Here is a 15,990-nt window from a genome sequence, read left to right as displayed (position 1 = left end):
ATGTTATTGACATATTTTTCACGCTCACTCAGGATAATGTTACTGTCTATTTCTGTATGAGAATCAAAATGAAACGAGTTCTATTAGTCGAAGATAACCGTGAAATTGCAGGTGTCTTGTTTGATTATTTTGAGTGTATTGGCATGGAACTCGATTACGCAGACAACGGTGAACTTGGCCTACAACTCGCGTTGGAAAACTCATTTGATATCATCATATTGGATCTGATGTTGCCAAGAATGGACGGCCTCACGGTTTGTAATAAACTGCGAGACCAAGGCAACGCGACACCTATTTTGATGTTGACTGCGTTAGATAGCCGCGATGATATGTTAAAAGGGTTTGAGCATGGTGCCGATGACTATCTAACCAAACCTTTTGATTTGGATATTTTGGAAGCCAGAATGAAAGCGCTTGTTCGTCGTTACCGAGGAAAAGTAGCTTCTTCTAAATTGCAGTTTGATGAACTCACCATCGACCAAAAAACGCGTAAAGCGTACCGTCAAGATAAGTTACTCGCACTCAACCCAACCACTTACACCATCCTTGAGATGTTGTGCCAAAAAGCACCAGAAGTGGTTACTCGCGAAGATATTTCCTACAAACTCTGGGAAGAAGACGAACCCAACAATGACGTGTTGCGCAGTCACATCTATCAATTACGTAACCAACTCGACAAGCCGTTTGATACTCAGATGTTGATTACCGTCCCTAAAGTTGGATTCCGTCTGGAGTCATCGAATTGATTTTAAATGTTCTCACGAGCACCAAAACCCTAACCGGCCGCTTAGCGGTTTTCTTTGGGTTAATGGCCGTGATTGTATCGGCCTTTGTCTATTTAGTCTTTGTTGCCGCACTCTACATGTCAGAAGATCGCGTCGGTGAAAGACGCATCCTGATCGACCGTAACTATGCGGTTGGTTTATTCCAAGCAGGGGAAAGCGGTACGTTAAGAATTGATGACCTGACAATCGCCTACAATGATCTTTCATTGATACCTGCCGAATACCTCAAATACATTAAAGGCAAAGAAAGCTTTGTTGGCGAGGTAGGTGAAGAACCTAACTCTCGCATGGTGTATGTTGGTGAGTATTCTGATAAAGGTCAAACCCACCCAATCGTTCTGCTTTCCGAGATCGACCGCGTCGAGTTTGAGATTTACGAACTGGTTTATGCGACCACCTTTGTACTAACATTACTCTCTATTCTAATTTTTAGCTTTGGTGCTCTGCTCTATCGATTATCTAAACGACTGATTGAACCCTTCAATTCTATTTCCGAACAATTGGAATCCAATAAGCTCAACCTCAATGAAGAATTTAGTGTCAATGACGACGCCGCAGTTGAGTTTCGTCAGCTCACAGATCAACTCAATCAGTACCGAAGAGAAATCAATTCCTTACTCAAACGTGAACAAGCCTTTGCTCGCTACTCAAGTCATGAACTAAGAACACCGTTAACGGTCGCTCGTGGCGCAAATAAATTACTGCTAAGAAGCGAAACCACCGAGTTTCAATCTCGCCAGATTGAGCGCATTGATGAAGCCATTGTTCAGATGTCAGAGATGGTCGATGCCCTACTCGGCCTCGTGCGTTACGAAAGAAACAGTGACGATGCGCCACTGCGATTGTTTAGCCAACAAGAGTTAGAGACTATCGTCTCAAAAAACTCAGCACAGGCGGATGAGAAAGACGTCGACATCTCCATGTACGTTCAATCAGAACCCACAATTCAGGCCACCAGCGCGATAATGAATATGTTGGTCGGAAACTTGTTGAGAAATGCCATTGCAGCGACCAATAGTGGCACCGTAACGGTCACTCTGTCCCAAGAGAGTGTTGTGATTGAAGATCAAGGCGAAGGCCTACAAGAACAGTACAATCCGAATGGGCATGGGTTAGGTTTATTGATTGTCGAGGACTTATGTCAACGCTTCCAATGGGGCTTTGAATTGGTCAATCGCAGTTGTGGTGGATGTACCGCTAAGATCACCTTTCAAACCGATCTATCCTCATCAATCCCAGAGCAAATGAATTCGTAGTTCACGGCTCAATATCGAACGAAAACTTGATTTAGTTGGTTTACAGCGGTCCCTAGCTACTAGATACTCGTCAGTCCTATTTGAACTATAAATGCTGGCTCTGAGTCAGCATTTTGTCTAAGTGCGATGAAACTAAATAATAGCCCTGTAACTCAACATCAATACAACGAGCACACCTTTTTCTTAAAGCGTGACGATCAGCTTCACTCCCACTTTTGCGGCAACAAAGCCAGAAAGTTCATGAAGCTACTGGAAGACGATAGCCCAAACACCACCACTCTAATAAGCTATGGTTCCGCTCAGGCTAACTCCTTGTTCTCACTCGCCGCACTTGCGAAAATCAAAGGCTGGACGCTTGAGTTTTACGTCGACCACCTGCCTCAATGGCTACAAGAACGCCCACTCGGCAACTACCGTGGCGCTATCGATCTAGGGGCTAAGGTTATTTCAGTCAAAGAAACAGGCTCTGAGCTTCATCCACAAGAGTATATTGAGCAAGTAAGACAACCTGACTCACAATGCATTGTGTTACCAGAAGGTGGACGCTCTCAGCTTTCTGAATACGGCGTGAAGCAACTGGCGATTGAAATACTCAGCTGGACGCGTTTCGAAAACAAACACGATTTCGTGGTAGTACTTCCAGCAGGCACAGGCAGCACAGCTCTGTATCTGCATAAGCATTTAAAAATGCACAACATCCCAGTGTTAACTTGCGCTTGTGTTGGCGGCAGTGATTACCTAACACAGCAGTTCAATGAACTCGGCGAAACCGATCACCCGCAGATATTACCACTTAAAGCCAAACACCACTTTGGTAAGCTTTACCAGCAGGACTATCAAACTTGGTTGGATCTGCAAGAACAGACGGATATTGAATTCGACCTGCTCTACGACCCATTGATGTGGCAATGCCTAGAGCAATGGCAAGAAGAGAACCCAACAAAAACCGTCATCTATATCCACCAAGGCGGCATCTTAGGTAATGAGTCGATGTTGCCGCGCTATCAACGTAAGTACCCAGAACTTCGAAGTAGTCACACCGCTGATAACGCTACTTGGTAGTAATCCGTTCTTTTCTACTCTAATACCCCCCGCGTTTCTGCGGACCTGAGAATTTCTCAGCACATCATGAACAGCTATCGCACTCCCTTTCGATGGCTGTTTATCAGTAATCGCCACCTGCTATCCCTGCCATACATTTCAAGTTAGAGACATAAATCTGGCGAGAATCATCGCGTTATCTATACTTTCGATTGGAACGTCAATTGTCATCGAAAGGAATTACGCATGCGAAAACTCACTACGCTCGGCCTGTTTTCAGTTTTACTGCCCTTCTCTGCGATTTCAGGAGAAAACGTCACTTATCAAGTCGATGGGATGGATTACGAAGGTTATTGGAGTGAAGCCAGTGACCAAGCGCCTTTGGTACTGCTAATACACGATTGGGATGGCTTAACCGATTACGAAAAGAAACGTTCTGAGATGCTCAACGAACTCGGTTACAACGTGTTCGCCATCGATCTATTTGGTAAAGGCATTCGCCCAACCGAAGTGAAAGACAAAAAACAACACACAGGTGAACTGTACAAAGACAGAGAGAAAATGCGTGCGCTACTCAACGCAGGAGCCATGGAAGCGAAAAGACTTGGCGGCAACTTAGATAACAACGTAATAATGGGATACTGCTTTGGTGGAGCTGCTGTATTGGAAGCCGCTCGTGCGGGAATTCCTTCGAAGGCTTACGTAACCTTCCATGGCGGTTTATCAACACCAAAAGGCCAAGACTACTCGCAGACTAAAGCTCCCGTAGTCGTGTTCCACGGCACGGCTGATGCCATGATTTCAATGCACGACTTTGGAAGCCTCGCCGCTCAACTTGAATCAACCAAAGTTCCGCATGAGATGATCACTTATAGTGGTGCGCCGCATGCCTTTACCGTATTCGGCTCAAACAACTATCAACAAGAAGCTGACCAAAAATCTTGGGATAGATTTACCCATGTGCTAGAAACCACGACCAGATAATCTTCTCCCTCAGAACCCACAACCCCATTCGAAAACTTAAGAATGGGGTTGTTTAATTATCACTGCATCATCTCGCTACAAATAGCGGTGGATACTTAAGTCATCAGTTTTAATATCACTAGCTGAGCCACTGACCACGCTTGCCAAGATCTTTCCTGAGCCACATGCCATTGTCCAACCTAATGTCCCATGTCCAGTATTTGTAAATAGGTTCTTGATAGGCGTCTTACCGATAATAGGCGTACCATCCGGCGTCATTGGTCTTAACCCAGTCCAGTATTCAGCCTTAGAAAAGTCACCCGCTTGTGGGAAAAGATCTTTAATCACCATATCAATCGTGGCTTTGCGTTTTTCAGGGATAAGGTAATTAAACCCCGCAAGTTCAGCCGTCCCTGCAATGCGAATACGATCATCAAATCGCGTCATCGCTACCTTGTAAGTTTCATCCATCACAGTCGAGGTTGGTGACTTATCTGCATTCACGATCGGCAGTGTTAGCGAATAGCCTTTCACTGGATAAACCGGGATCGACAAATCGACTTGCTTCAACAGTTCTCGAGAATAGCTTCCTGAAGCGACCACGTAAGCATCCGCTTTGAACTCGCCTTGAGTCGTTGTAATACTCTCAATGGTTTGATTCTGATGATTGAGCCTAACCACTTCGGTATTAAACACGAACTGAACGCCGAGTTGCTTGGCTTTTTCGGTCAAGGTTAAACAGAACTGATGACAATCACCGGTTTCATCGTGTGGTAAATACAGGCCGCCCACCAGCTTGTCTTTAACGTCTGCTAAACCAGACTCCACTGACAGACACTGTTCAACATCAAACAGCGAGTGTTCGATTCCACTCTCTGTTAATAGCTTCATATCCTGCTGAATAGCGTCCAATTGTTTTTCGCTTCTGAATACTTGCAAGGTGCCTTTCTGCCGGCCCTCATAAGCCAAATCTTCACTGATTCTTAGATGAGTCAGGCAATCTCGGCTGTAGTTAGCGACTCGTAACATCCGCGATTTATTCTGTGCGTACTTGGCTTCATTACAGTTGGCGAGCATCTTAGTCGCCCAAGACATTAACTCTGGAGAAAGAGAAGGCTTCACTTTAAGTGGCGCATGTTCTTGGGTAAGCCATTTCATCGCTTTCAAAGGGATGCCCGGTGCCGCCCATGGTGATGAATAACCGTAAGAAATTTGCCCGGCATTCGCAAAACTGGTTTCTTTGCCACTGCTATCTTGACGATCGATAACCGTCACCGAGTGGCCCTCTTTCGCCAGATACCAAGCACTGGTCAAGCCAATCACACCGCTGCCAATTACAATTACTTCCATTCTCTTCCCCTAATGCCCGACAAAGCCAAAACCAGCCGAACACAACTGTCAGTGTAAAACTCGTTTCGTTAATGGTTTGTAACTTATTCCGCACGTGTTGACTTAACAATAGAGAAAGCGTTGACAAAAACTCAATTCGACTTAAAAACGAATTCGGCAGTTTGAAAGTGTGATATTGGCGGTATTTGAAAGCTTAGGTAGGAGTCGCTAAGTAAATCAACTAAGCCTAGATATTGTAAGCGTCATGGCTTAAGAAAGTGGCGTTCTCGAGTAAGAAATCCAACAAGGTTTCGGCTTGTAGCGTAAGTGCACGGCCTTTCAAAGATTGAACCTTAACCGTCGCCTTCGATAGCATCTCCAACTCGGTCGCAACCACTTCAATCTGCCCTGACTTTATTTCATCGATCACAGTGAGCTTAGGCATAAAGGTGACGCCCAACCCTGCTGAAACGAAGTTAGTCAGTGCCGTGACTGAGTTAGTTTGAAGTTTTGGCTGCAAGGTAAGATGGGAAATTTGTTCAGCCTGCTTTACTAGCCTCCCCATACCGGTCGAGTTATCGATCAAGGCGAGAGAAGCGTCTTGAATATCTTGCATTACCACTGGTGCTTCTTTCATCGTAAGGAAGTGCCCCTTCGGAGCAATCAATTCGAGCGGATGGCTGCGTTCAACGTGGGAGTGCAGTTTAGGGTGCGGTGCAGACGCATAGGTTATCGCAAAGTCTATCTGTTGATCTTCCAACATCTTGACTGCATCCAATGCCCCAGCGATCTCAATAGAAAGATTGATATCAGGATAACGAGTCATGAAGGTTTGCATCGGTTTTGACACCAAGTTGGTAATAAACCCTTCACCGATAGCAATGCTGACATTGCCTCCTTTGAGGTTTTTAAGCTTAGTTAGTCGAGCAAGTACAGCGGCCTCTCCACGAACAATGGAACGGTAGTAATTCAGCAGTTCATTACCCGCTTCGGTTAACAGTGATTGGCGGTTGTTGCGCTCCCATACTTTCATTTCCGCTTGCGCTTCTAACTGTGTCAACATCCGACTCATCGCGGCAGGGTCAACGTTCATCATCTTAGATGCCTTACGTAACGACCCATATTTTGACAACGCATTTAAATACTCAAGAGCACGGATATTAAAGTGGTGCATTCAACTTCCTTGTGATTCGACTAACACTTGATCAAGCGTCTCACAATTTTACTACGAACATATATCCCAATTTATCAAGATTGTAATTGCACTTTCTAACTTGTGCACCGAGTCACTTCAAGACATCACATCAAAGGCTGATATACGTGTTTTAGCTTGCTGTCGATAAAACAAAGGCGACAACTTTCGTCATCACCTTTGAGTTGTTACTTCTTGTAGAGCAACAATCATTTTCACTGATGGACTTAGGCATCAAGTAAAAGGTTCGGTCGAATCAAGTCATAAACACAAGCAAGTTCACTGCTGAATTCAAACTGTTTGTTGATAATGCCGCCAGCCATATGAGGGTGCCCGCCGCCAAAACCAATCCCTTTTTCATTAAGGGCCCTTCTAACTATCTTCGCGACATTGTTTTTTGAACACTCTGAACGGAGAGAGATAAAGGTCTTCTCTCTATTTCTAGCAGTGAGAACAACAATATCGAGCTCATCAACACTCAGCAAGAAATCACCTAACACGCCAAGCATATTTTTAGGGCAACCTTCAGGAAGCACAGCAAATGCTGCGTTTTTTTCACGACGTAAGCTATCGAGCATGGAATAGAAAAGTTTTAATTCATGGAACTCTACTTGATTACGACAAATTTTGTTAACCATATCATTATTGGCCTTCGCTTGAAGATACAACAATGCTTTTAGATCTGCAGTCCCTACCCCTCGGGTAAAGTTTGCGGTATCAAAACTCAGACCAACCAATAGTGCTGTCGCAATATTTTGGGGCATCTGCAGAGAAAAATAACGATAATACTCAACCATTATGGTTGCTGTTGAACCATAGTTTGAACGTATATCGGAATACCATACAAAATCAGGTGCTTTCACTTGATGGTGGTCGATCACTCCGACCTCAAGCCCCGGAAAATCGATGACATTTTTCTCACCAATACAGCCATCAACAACAATAACCTTGTCATCCGGTTGTAGTTTCAAATCTTTTGGCTGATAGATTGGAATATCTAACCAATCTATTAAGTTCCTGAGTGACACTCGATCTATATAACCATGAAACGTAATATATGGGCGCAACCCTTTGCTTTTTAATAAGTATGCTAAAGCGTATGCGGAAGAAATCGCATCATGGTCAGGGAAGTCATGAGCTTGAATAATGATTCTGTCATCACCCTTAAGCCGTTCTAGAAAGCTTTCGAACTTTAAATTTGCCATAATCCCACTGCTAATAAAGTTCTAGCTTGATCATAAGCTAGAACTGATGTGTTAATGGTTAACTCTTATGAATTAAACGATATTCGGTGTTAGACAAAATAGCTTCTTCTAAAGCCCCCACACCTAACGTACTGTAACCATAGAAATTAGGTTTCGCATTCAAACGTAAAGACTGTACGCTTTCTACAACGTTCTCGTCCATTGTTAAAGCGTCTACCACTTCCGAAAGCAACTTCCTGTTCTCTTGTGACATCGGCGAAATAAACTCACTCGCACCACTGATTGATGAGTACAAGTAGCCAAATTCGCCACCATTATTCTCTTCAATGTAGTAGTTACCTGTTCTTGCAAACGATGCACGGATCTCATTGACACTTTCAATAGAACTAAACGTCTGTGCAAAAAACTCAGAACCACCTGCATGCTCGAATGTTTCTGGAGCAAAGTCTTCATTTGGGAAGACCAGATAAGCGACGATCGCATTATCTCGAGTAATCGCAGAAAGGATGAAGTTGTCGTCCTGGTAGTACTTAATCACATCATCCGTTGTAGCGCGCTTAATATAAACAGGCGCACCAAATGTTTGGTCTAAGGTTTCGGCAGATGAACGAATATAGATTTTGTCCAACTTTCTATGCGATGGAATGTCTGTCATTTGAGAAAGACCAAAATCGAACATCTTTTCTAGCGCGTCAAAGCTGTCATTAAAGCCGCCCAAAGCAATGGAAATAACCGACACTAAGCCGATAGTGCGTGCCATACCGCCCTTCTTCTGCTCTTCCAACAGAGACTCTTGAGTGTCTTGAAGTTCTTGTAACTCTTCCTGTATATCTTTTTGAATATCCTTGTTTTGCTCTTCAGACATTTTTAACCTTTGATCTCGTCGATTTTATCCATTAGCGCATCTGTACCATCTTCAGCCTTCTCTTGAACTCGCTCAAAAGCATCCGTGTCCATGGTGCTTTCAATTTCATCGCTGTAATTAAGACCAAGATAAATGCCGATACCGATAAATACTAAAGCGAAAATTTTAAACATTGCTACTCTCAATTCATTAACTGGTAATCCAAGTACATGCCAATGACATGTACTTGTTTGTTTTGCTTAACTAATTTATTACTTATACAAAGCGATACGACTGTTTACTTTCTTCAAGTAATTTTTGGTTTCGTCGTACGGCAGATTAACCACTAGCTGATCATAGACTTGTTGAGGCGTCAGCTGGTTGATAATCTTCGATGCTTTGCCAATACTGGTGGAGCGATCTTTATTGAACGCTCTAGCCACATTACCCGCACCAGTGTTATATGCGGCAATGACACAGTACAAACGGCTTTCGTCATTCTTTATCTTGCGAAGATACTTACTGTTTAGGATGTCTAAATAGGCCGTACCTGTTTCTACGTTGATAACTGGTTGATACAGATCCGCCACTTTCATTGGCGCGTCGATATTACGGACTTGTTTGTTAACGTCATGACCCGCACTGGTTGGTACCACTTGCATCAAACCAAACGCAGGCACGTGTGATTTCGCATCCGGACGGAACGCCGATTCCGAGTGCATGATTGCCATAATCAGTGCAGCATCAACTTCCCAGTTTTTACTCTCGTTTTCAGCCAACGCACTGTACTTGCTCGCGCGCGCTTTTAAGCTGTTCTCAGGAAGCTTAACTTTGTAACTGATCACTTTTTTCGGCTTAGCCGGGGCCGCCGCAACGTCAACGGCTGGCTTAGGCTTTACCACTTGTGGCTGTGGCGCTTTTTCGACGACTTTTTCCACAACTTTTGGCGGCTGCTTTTTTGTTGGCGCGGGCTCTAGCTTGGCAACCTCTTTTGATACTTCAACCTTTTCAGCTGGCTTTACGATCTCAACTTCTGGCTCTGGTCGTTTAACCTCAATACCATGTTTGGCACGCATTTCGTCATACAGCTTGGTTTGCGCCGCAATACGTTCCTGAGCTTTTGCCAGTAGTGCCATTTTCTTGTTATGAGCACGCTGGTAAATGAAAGAGTCTGGAATACCAGTATCAGATAAAATCAATCGCTCGGCTTGCACATCCAACTCATTCATCTGGCTTTGCGTCTGCTGGATAACGAAGTTTTTCTCTTCTTGCTCTTTCTCCAAAGAGTAAAGCACCGCGTGGTCTTCTGCTTTTAGCTCCGCTAGCTCAACGTTTTGACCAGCAACCTCAACCGGAATGTTTTTAACAAGCGCTTTAATCTCTTCAGGGCTGCTATCTTCATCCACCAATACAGATACTGTTGCAGTATTGGTTTCGTAATCGACTGAAGTTTTCACCTGATCGTCTTGAGAGTAATCCACCTGCTTGGTTTGAGATGAAACCTCACCCTCGCCCCATGTCTTGATTAGATCGGTTCTGCGCTCATCGAGGTTGTTAGTATATTCATCACGCCAAGCTTCGTACTCATCCAAATAAGCATTAACGTAAGCATGAAACTCTTTGACTTTGTCTTCTTGAGACTGGCTTGCTTTGGCAACAGCATTGTTTAGCTGCTGCTTTTGTTCTTCTGACACAGCAAATGCCTGAGAACTAATAGCTGCCGAAATAACTACAGCTAACACGGTCTTATTGATCATTTTGTACATAGTTCACTCCCAGAGTGTATAGAGACAAAAGGCCACTCAAATGGCGGCCTTTTTCACTAATACTAATCGCGGTTCCGTTCGCGGTTATTTTTTCAATGCATCGAACGCCGCCGCAAGGTCTGCTGCCGCTTTCTCATTGTTGAATTGATCCCACAAAGCAGAATCTTCACCACCAACTTCATCAATTACTTTGTTCATATTCGCATCGTATGCAGCTTGGTCCATACCGACTAGAACGTACAAGCCGCCCGTTGGGCTTGCTTGGCTTACGATAATGCGGCTGCTAGTAAGCGTTTTATTCACGACTGTCTTAGTGATGTTCTCGAATGTCTCTTGAACATCTTCAGTCACTAGCGTTATACCCTCTGCTGCCGATGTAGAAGTCACACCTTCAGTAGCCGCTTGGAATAGGTTGCTCACGTCAGTTTCAAACTCAGCTGCAAGGTTTACACGAGCATCATTGACTGCAACTTTTCGCATAACGCTCATACCAGCTGCACTCTTCTTGGAGTAGCCTTTTGCCGCTGCAGCGATATCGCTTGGTATCACATCACAAATCCAACCCGGCGCAGATACGGTAGGTGCATCTGGGAAAGTACATGGAGCGAAGTTTTGCGCTTCCTTAACCGTCGCGTTGTTGCTCTGACAGCCAGCTAGAACTGCTACTAGTGAAGTTGCAATAAGTAGTTTTTTCATAAATTAAAATTCGTTCTTTAAGTTTTCGACATGACATGATGGATCCAACAGAGGGCAGTCAATGCTTGATGCATCTACCTTACTAATTGTTCCTTGCTTAACTTTCAGTGATACTTCTTCATCAATTACCACCCAAGAATACTTGTTAGTTACAGCATTTTGCTCATTATTTACAACGTAGCCTTCACCGATTGGGTGAATTTCAGTTTCGCCTTCCATAGATTTCATAGCGTTAGAGAACAAAATATCTGCGCCTGGTTTAATCTTCTGGTTTTTACCCATCGCAATGCGTACTTGTGTGCCCGCCTCACATTGGCGCATCTCAAGAACAGGTGCACTTGCCGCTAGCATTTTGTTAAGTTCGGTAGAGTAATTGACCGCTTCTGCTGCTGCTTTAGCCGCCATGGAGCCATAAGTCGCGTTACTAACAGGACAACGTGAATTATTTGTTTCCGTAGAGGAATACTCGTCGCCTTCAAGCTTGATTCGCTTAACAACTTCCATACTTGGCAGTACAACAACTTTTGCTACCGCTTCTACGTCAAAGTCGTAGCTACATGAAGGCGCGATTTCCACTGTTTCGCCATCATCGTTTTTATATGTGCGGCGCTCGCTAAACGATGTACTTAGGTCAGCGTGTGTAACCTCCGTAATAATCGCGTAATCGGCGATTGGTACACCTTTAGTGCTTAGGCGACCGCTCTGCTCGGCCAGTTTAATTTCACCTTTTACTTTGTTGGCAATTTTGCGATCAACAAGGTTTGCACCTGTCTCGTCAATCTGGGTCTCTATTGCATTTCGCATTGCTGACTGGATTTTGTTCGAAGCAGAGTTTTCAAAATCAATGTCGACAGGAAGAACAACAACCTTCATATTTTCTGAAGATGGGATTTGAATTTCAGCAGTTTCAATATCTACACGCGTATCAGGAGTACAAACAACATCTTCCTTGATAACACAGCCAGTTAAACCAGTGATTACAGCACTAGCCATTAACGTTTTCTTTAACATATATTCTCTCCCGAATATGTTTATTTTATTTTTCTAGGACTAGAGGTTCGCTATTTAATTAAGCCCAGCGCAGTCCAAATCCCTTTCTCTTTTATTTGCTCATCAAAGTGGCGAGCAGCCCCTTCGTCGGCATATTTGTAGCTAGTTACAGAATTTCCTGTAGAGATAATTTCACTACGTGACACTGTTTTAGATTTCTTATTTATAATTTTGATATTAGAGACCAAGGTTGAAATATACGCGTCTCCGACTTTGTTTCTTCGACGCTCAGAATCCACTTTCAACACATGAGTTTGGTTTTTGTTCTTTGAAGTTGAGGTCGCGATATTGAACTCTGATAACTGGTTCCCCAGCAGTTCAATTGCTTTTCTTGACTCTCTATCTGAAGAGAGACGGATGTTAATTTGGCTGCTTAGTTTTTGGTGTGTAATAGTCAGCAGTTCGATTGCGCTGATGTCAGCTTTATAACTAGGCTTCAGAGATGAAAGCATTGCGATACGCACAGAAGCATCGTGTTCAGTTTGATAAACACTGCGATTGTCTAACCACCAAAGTAATTTATCTTCGTGAGAAAGCGCATCAAGTTCGATTTGAGATTTACGGTTTAGATCTTTTATTTCGCGAATCAACTGTTGAGTCACGAGTGACTTTTTCACTCTTACTTCGACAAACGCACCAAGATCATTCTCTTCCATTTGTACATATTCGATACCATTTAAGGTCAAGGATTCAGTCTTAGTATTAACTTTGTTATCAACTAGACTATTTGAAAAACCCTTACCATTGGTTTCTCGAACGGTGTCTCTCATGTAAAAAGACGACTCGACTTGAGTCCATAACTTTTCGTTGATGTTGTTTACAGCAATTTTTTTAGCATGAGACAGAGTTAGCGCTTGAGAAACTGCATAAATGTACTCGTCACTGTCTACTTTAGGCTTTAGATACCATTCAGGTTTTGTAGATTGACAGCCAGAAAGAACAAGCAACGCGAATAGCGCTATGAAAAAGCGAACTATTTTTTTATTTGAAGACATTTGGAACCAACATCGAAAAAGTTTGTCGCAATCTTATATCCTCAAAATTAAACATTCAAACGACCAAATTTATAGTTTGATTAATTTTTGAGCCAAATATATTTATTTTCTATTGATCTCACACATCAAATTCATACAAAACCTCCGTTAATTAACAAAAAAGACAATACAAAGCCTTGATTTTTAGGCAATTAATGTAAATTATAAATTACACAATAACTCTTTATTTTCCATTGATAAAAACGTGAACAAAGTCTTAAAAAAACCGAATTTCGGTTCAAAAAATACACATAACTTTGATTAAAAAAGTGATATTCATTCAATAAAAGTGAGATACTGATCTCAATGACAAATTTGATATTAACAGCAGATTTTAGTCTCTACCCTAAATAAAGATACCAGACAGACACTCGAAAAAATGAAATTCCGTTAATCACAACAATGTTAATAAATCACTATCGCGCGGGATTTACAGAAATGAGCTGTCTATTTCTCATGCCAATACTGATAAAAATGAAAATAAGGTCTAATTAAATGGATATCAGAAATATAGGCCATTAGCGGATAAATAAAGATGGGAAGTAGATCTTGTGGGAAGATAAATTATTTTTAGTTTCTATTTAAATCGAACCAAGAAACCAAATAAAACACCAACAGACAATGAATCCTTATTAAAAATAACCTTCATAGACAGAAAGTACAGATACCACCTTAAGGGTAGTTTCACTTTTATCTATGAAGGGTTTGAGCATGTCTTTCTGACTATTTTAGCGCGAGTAACTTGTCCGTAAACTCGGCAAAACCATATCCGCCAGGTTGAGTCATCACAACGACTGGATGGTGTTCAAGGCGTTGCCAATAGTGCTGAATGTTAGATACCCCAACGCTATTTGATAAGGCTTCAAACATATATTGGTCGTTCATCGAGTCACCGACATAGCAACTACGCTCAAGTATCTCTTGGTCAGATAACCCCTTCTCTTTAAGAAAAGCGGTCGATGTCGCTTTCTTAGAGTGCTCACCATACCAAGCATTGATGTGAATAGAGCTTGCTATCGCATGTGCACCTAACGCGTGAATCTTAGAGACTATCTCTTCGATAATGGCATCGTCGACTTTAGGACGGTTTTGACCGATATCGATTGCCACCTCACACAGGCGGTAAGACTGATCCAGCGTTAAACTGAGCTCTGGGTAATCGCCCAAAATAGCCAATACTTGTTCTTTCAGCTTACTCTGATTGGCACTGACTTCTGGCAAAGGGATATCAGAGCGCAATGTCAGATAACCGTTTTTCTTTTCCATAATGAACGCGCCGTTCTCGCCGAGAACCGCATCAACAGGCCACAACTGAGCAATGTGATCACACCACCCTGCACATGCGCCCGTTACCGCAACTACTTTTTTCCCTGAATCACGTAGCTTGCTTAACGCAATCAAGGTTTCAGGAGGCAATTGACCTTGCCACGTTAAGGTGTCATCCACATCGGTTAACACCCAATCTATCTTTTTCCAATTTTGGTTCAATTCATTCGATACCGAATTCATTTCTACACCTCTAAACAATCAATCACTAAACAGTGTTAAAGCAAATTCGGTAAAAACATCACTAAGCTTTCAGAGAAAGTCAGCAACATCAGAACCGTAAGTAGTGCTAGCAACAACGGAGCCACTTCTCTTACGAAGTCGACAATACGAACTTTTAAAATCGAGCAAACCGTAAACATCATCGAACCAAATGGCGGAGTCACACCACCAATCATGATATTCACAATCACAATAATGCCGAAGTGAACCGGGTTAACGCCTAGGTTAAGCACAGCTGGCAATAGTAATGGCGTGAGTATGATCATCGCAGCACCGCCTTCGATGAACATGCCAACCACTAACAGCAGTACGTTAATCAACAACAGCAAGACGAGCTTGTTGTCGGTAAGTTCAATCAACGCAGACGCAACATTGTGTGGGATCTGCTCTAGCGTCATGTAGTAACCAAAGACCATGGCACCGATAATGATGAACATGACACTACTGGTGCCTTGCACTGTTTCACGCATGATCAGCGGGATATGGCGGAAGCCCAGTTGACGATAGACAAAGATGCCAATAATCGCGCAGAGTAATACAGCAATCGCACCCGCTTCAGTAGGCGTGAACAAGCCAAAACGCATGCCTAAAATAATGCCAAATGGGATCAACAGTGCCGGAATCGCTTTCAGGAAATAATGAAAGCGCTCTTTGGCAGAAGCTGGCTCAGAACGCGACGGTTTGTAACGACGTTTGCGAGCGATGAACGCGATCGTCACCATCAGCGACAGCGCCATCAAAAATGCCGGAACGTAACCCGCAATAAACATTTGATGGACCGACACATTCGCTAATAAAGCAAAGATGATTAGGTTGATACCCGGTGGAATCACAGGGCTGATACTTGATGAAGCAGCTGTTACAGCGGCCGTGAATGGTAAGTCGTAACCACGCTTGGTCATCTCAGGAGCAAGAATCTTAGACTGCATCGCCGCATCCGCATTGGCAGATCCAGAGATACCGCCCATCAGAGTACTCAATGCTACATTCACTTGAGCAAGGCCACCGGTTTTGTGACCAATCATAGAATCAGCAAAGGCAAGTAAGCTCTTACTGATCCCCGCATAGTTCATCACCGAACCCACCATGATAAAGAACGGAATAGCCAACAACGGAAAAGACTCAGCAGAGCTAATAAAGCGCTGCATAACCAAGCTCACCGGAATAGAGTCATTGATAAAAAGAAAGTAAACCATCGCCGATGCAATCAGAGAAAACGCGATGGGGATGTTCAAAAGAAATAGAACAAACAGAATAAGGATTGGAAGATAGCTTTCCATG

At 43.2% G+C, this 15,990-nt stretch carries 15 protein-coding genes; 4 read left to right on the top strand and 11 right to left on the bottom strand.

All coding sequences use genetic code 11. The annotated features are described in order from the left end of the window. Window positions 1-68: 68 nt before the first annotated feature. The 4 genes from AB4323_RS14745 to AB4323_RS14730 all read left to right on the top strand — a co-directional run bounded on the left by AB4323_RS14745 (window position 69) and on the right by AB4323_RS14730 (window position 4,066). Window positions 69-746 (top strand): response regulator transcription factor, encoded by a 678-nt coding sequence (locus AB4323_RS14745; RefSeq protein ID WP_065585153.1) that lies wholly within the window; start codon window positions 69-71, stop codon window positions 744-746. Next, window positions 743-2,041: a sensor histidine kinase gene (locus AB4323_RS14740; protein ID WP_372152798.1), complete on the top strand. Its 1,299-nt coding sequence runs from the start codon at window positions 743-745 to the stop codon at window positions 2,039-2,041. Before AB4323_RS14745 ends, AB4323_RS14740 begins: the two co-directional genes overlap by 4 nt. A 126-nt stretch (window positions 2,042-2,167) precedes the next feature. After that, the gene (locus AB4323_RS14735; protein ID WP_372152796.1) at window positions 2,168-3,103 is read left to right on the top strand and encodes a pyridoxal-phosphate dependent enzyme; all 936 of its coding nucleotides are present in this window, start codon (window positions 2,168-2,170) and stop codon (window positions 3,101-3,103) included. Between the two features lie 225 nt (window positions 3,104-3,328). Next, a complete protein-coding gene (locus tag AB4323_RS14730; RefSeq protein ID WP_372152794.1) occupies window positions 3,329-4,066 on the top strand; it encodes a dienelactone hydrolase family protein in 738 nt (245 codons plus the stop codon). A 75-nt stretch (window positions 4,067-4,141) separates the two neighbouring features. On the opposite strand, the gene AB4323_RS14725 is transcribed toward AB4323_RS14730, so the two are convergent. The 11 genes from AB4323_RS14725 to AB4323_RS14675 form a co-directional block, all read right to left on the bottom strand. Next, window positions 4,142-5,395, bottom strand: coding sequence for a D-amino acid dehydrogenase (locus AB4323_RS14725; RefSeq protein ID WP_229647089.1), 1,254 nt, complete (start codon window positions 5,393-5,395; stop codon window positions 4,142-4,144). A 226-nt stretch (window positions 5,396-5,621) separates the two neighbouring features. Continuing rightward, entirely contained in the window at window positions 5,622-6,548 is a 927-nt protein-coding gene (locus AB4323_RS14720) for a LysR family transcriptional regulator (RefSeq protein ID WP_017062039.1), read from the bottom strand. Window positions 6,549-6,793: 245 nt separating this feature from the next. Further along, entirely contained in the window at window positions 6,794-7,771 is a 978-nt protein-coding gene (locus tag AB4323_RS14715) for a bifunctional oligoribonuclease/PAP phosphatase NrnA (RefSeq protein ID WP_017062040.1), read from the bottom strand. A 58-nt stretch (window positions 7,772-7,829) separates the two neighbouring features. Further along, complete coding sequence (locus tag AB4323_RS14710; protein WP_017062041.1) at window positions 7,830-8,636, bottom strand: ETEC_3214 domain-containing protein; 807 nt, start codon at window positions 8,634-8,636, stop codon at window positions 7,830-7,832. 2 nt (window positions 8,637-8,638) lie between these two features. Beyond that, the gene (locus AB4323_RS14705) at window positions 8,639-8,809 is read right to left on the bottom strand and encodes a hypothetical protein (protein WP_017062042.1); all 171 of its coding nucleotides are present in this window, start codon (window positions 8,807-8,809) and stop codon (window positions 8,639-8,641) included. Between the two features lie 78 nt (window positions 8,810-8,887). Further along, window positions 8,888-10,381: a transglycosylase SLT domain-containing protein gene (locus AB4323_RS14700; RefSeq protein WP_017062043.1), complete on the bottom strand. Its 1,494-nt coding sequence runs from the start codon at window positions 10,379-10,381 to the stop codon at window positions 8,888-8,890. A gap of 84 nt (window positions 10,382-10,465) precedes the next feature. Then, a complete protein-coding gene (locus AB4323_RS14695; protein ID WP_017062044.1) occupies window positions 10,466-11,077 on the bottom strand; it encodes a lipoprotein in 612 nt (203 codons plus the stop codon). A gap of 3 nt (window positions 11,078-11,080) precedes the next feature. Continuing rightward, window positions 11,081-12,088 carry a hypothetical protein gene (locus AB4323_RS14690; protein ID WP_372152793.1) on the bottom strand — a complete coding sequence of 336 codons (1,008 nt, stop codon included), beginning with the start codon at window positions 12,086-12,088 and terminating at the stop codon, window positions 11,081-11,083. A gap of 50 nt (window positions 12,089-12,138) precedes the next feature. Next, window positions 12,139-13,122: a hypothetical protein gene (locus AB4323_RS14685; RefSeq protein WP_372152791.1), complete on the bottom strand. Its 984-nt coding sequence runs from the start codon at window positions 13,120-13,122 to the stop codon at window positions 12,139-12,141. A gap of 762 nt (window positions 13,123-13,884) precedes the next feature. Next, the gene (locus AB4323_RS14680; RefSeq protein ID WP_372152789.1) at window positions 13,885-14,670 is read right to left on the bottom strand and encodes an HAD-IIB family hydrolase; all 786 of its coding nucleotides are present in this window, start codon (window positions 14,668-14,670) and stop codon (window positions 13,885-13,887) included. 35 nt (window positions 14,671-14,705) lie between these two features. Then, window positions 14,706-15,989 carry a TRAP transporter large permease gene (locus AB4323_RS14675; RefSeq protein ID WP_065585139.1) on the bottom strand — a complete coding sequence of 428 codons (1,284 nt, stop codon included), beginning with the start codon at window positions 15,987-15,989 and terminating at the stop codon, window positions 14,706-14,708. Window position 15,990 lies beyond the last annotated feature (1 nt).

It is taken from the genome of Vibrio sp. 10N.261.52.C11 (assembly GCF_041471405.1).
Lineage (GTDB): Bacteria > Pseudomonadota > Gammaproteobacteria > Enterobacterales > Vibrionaceae > Vibrio > Vibrio crassostreae_C.
The sequence above is the reverse complement of the archived record's forward strand: the minus strand, read 5'-3'. Positions and strand labels throughout refer to the sequence as shown.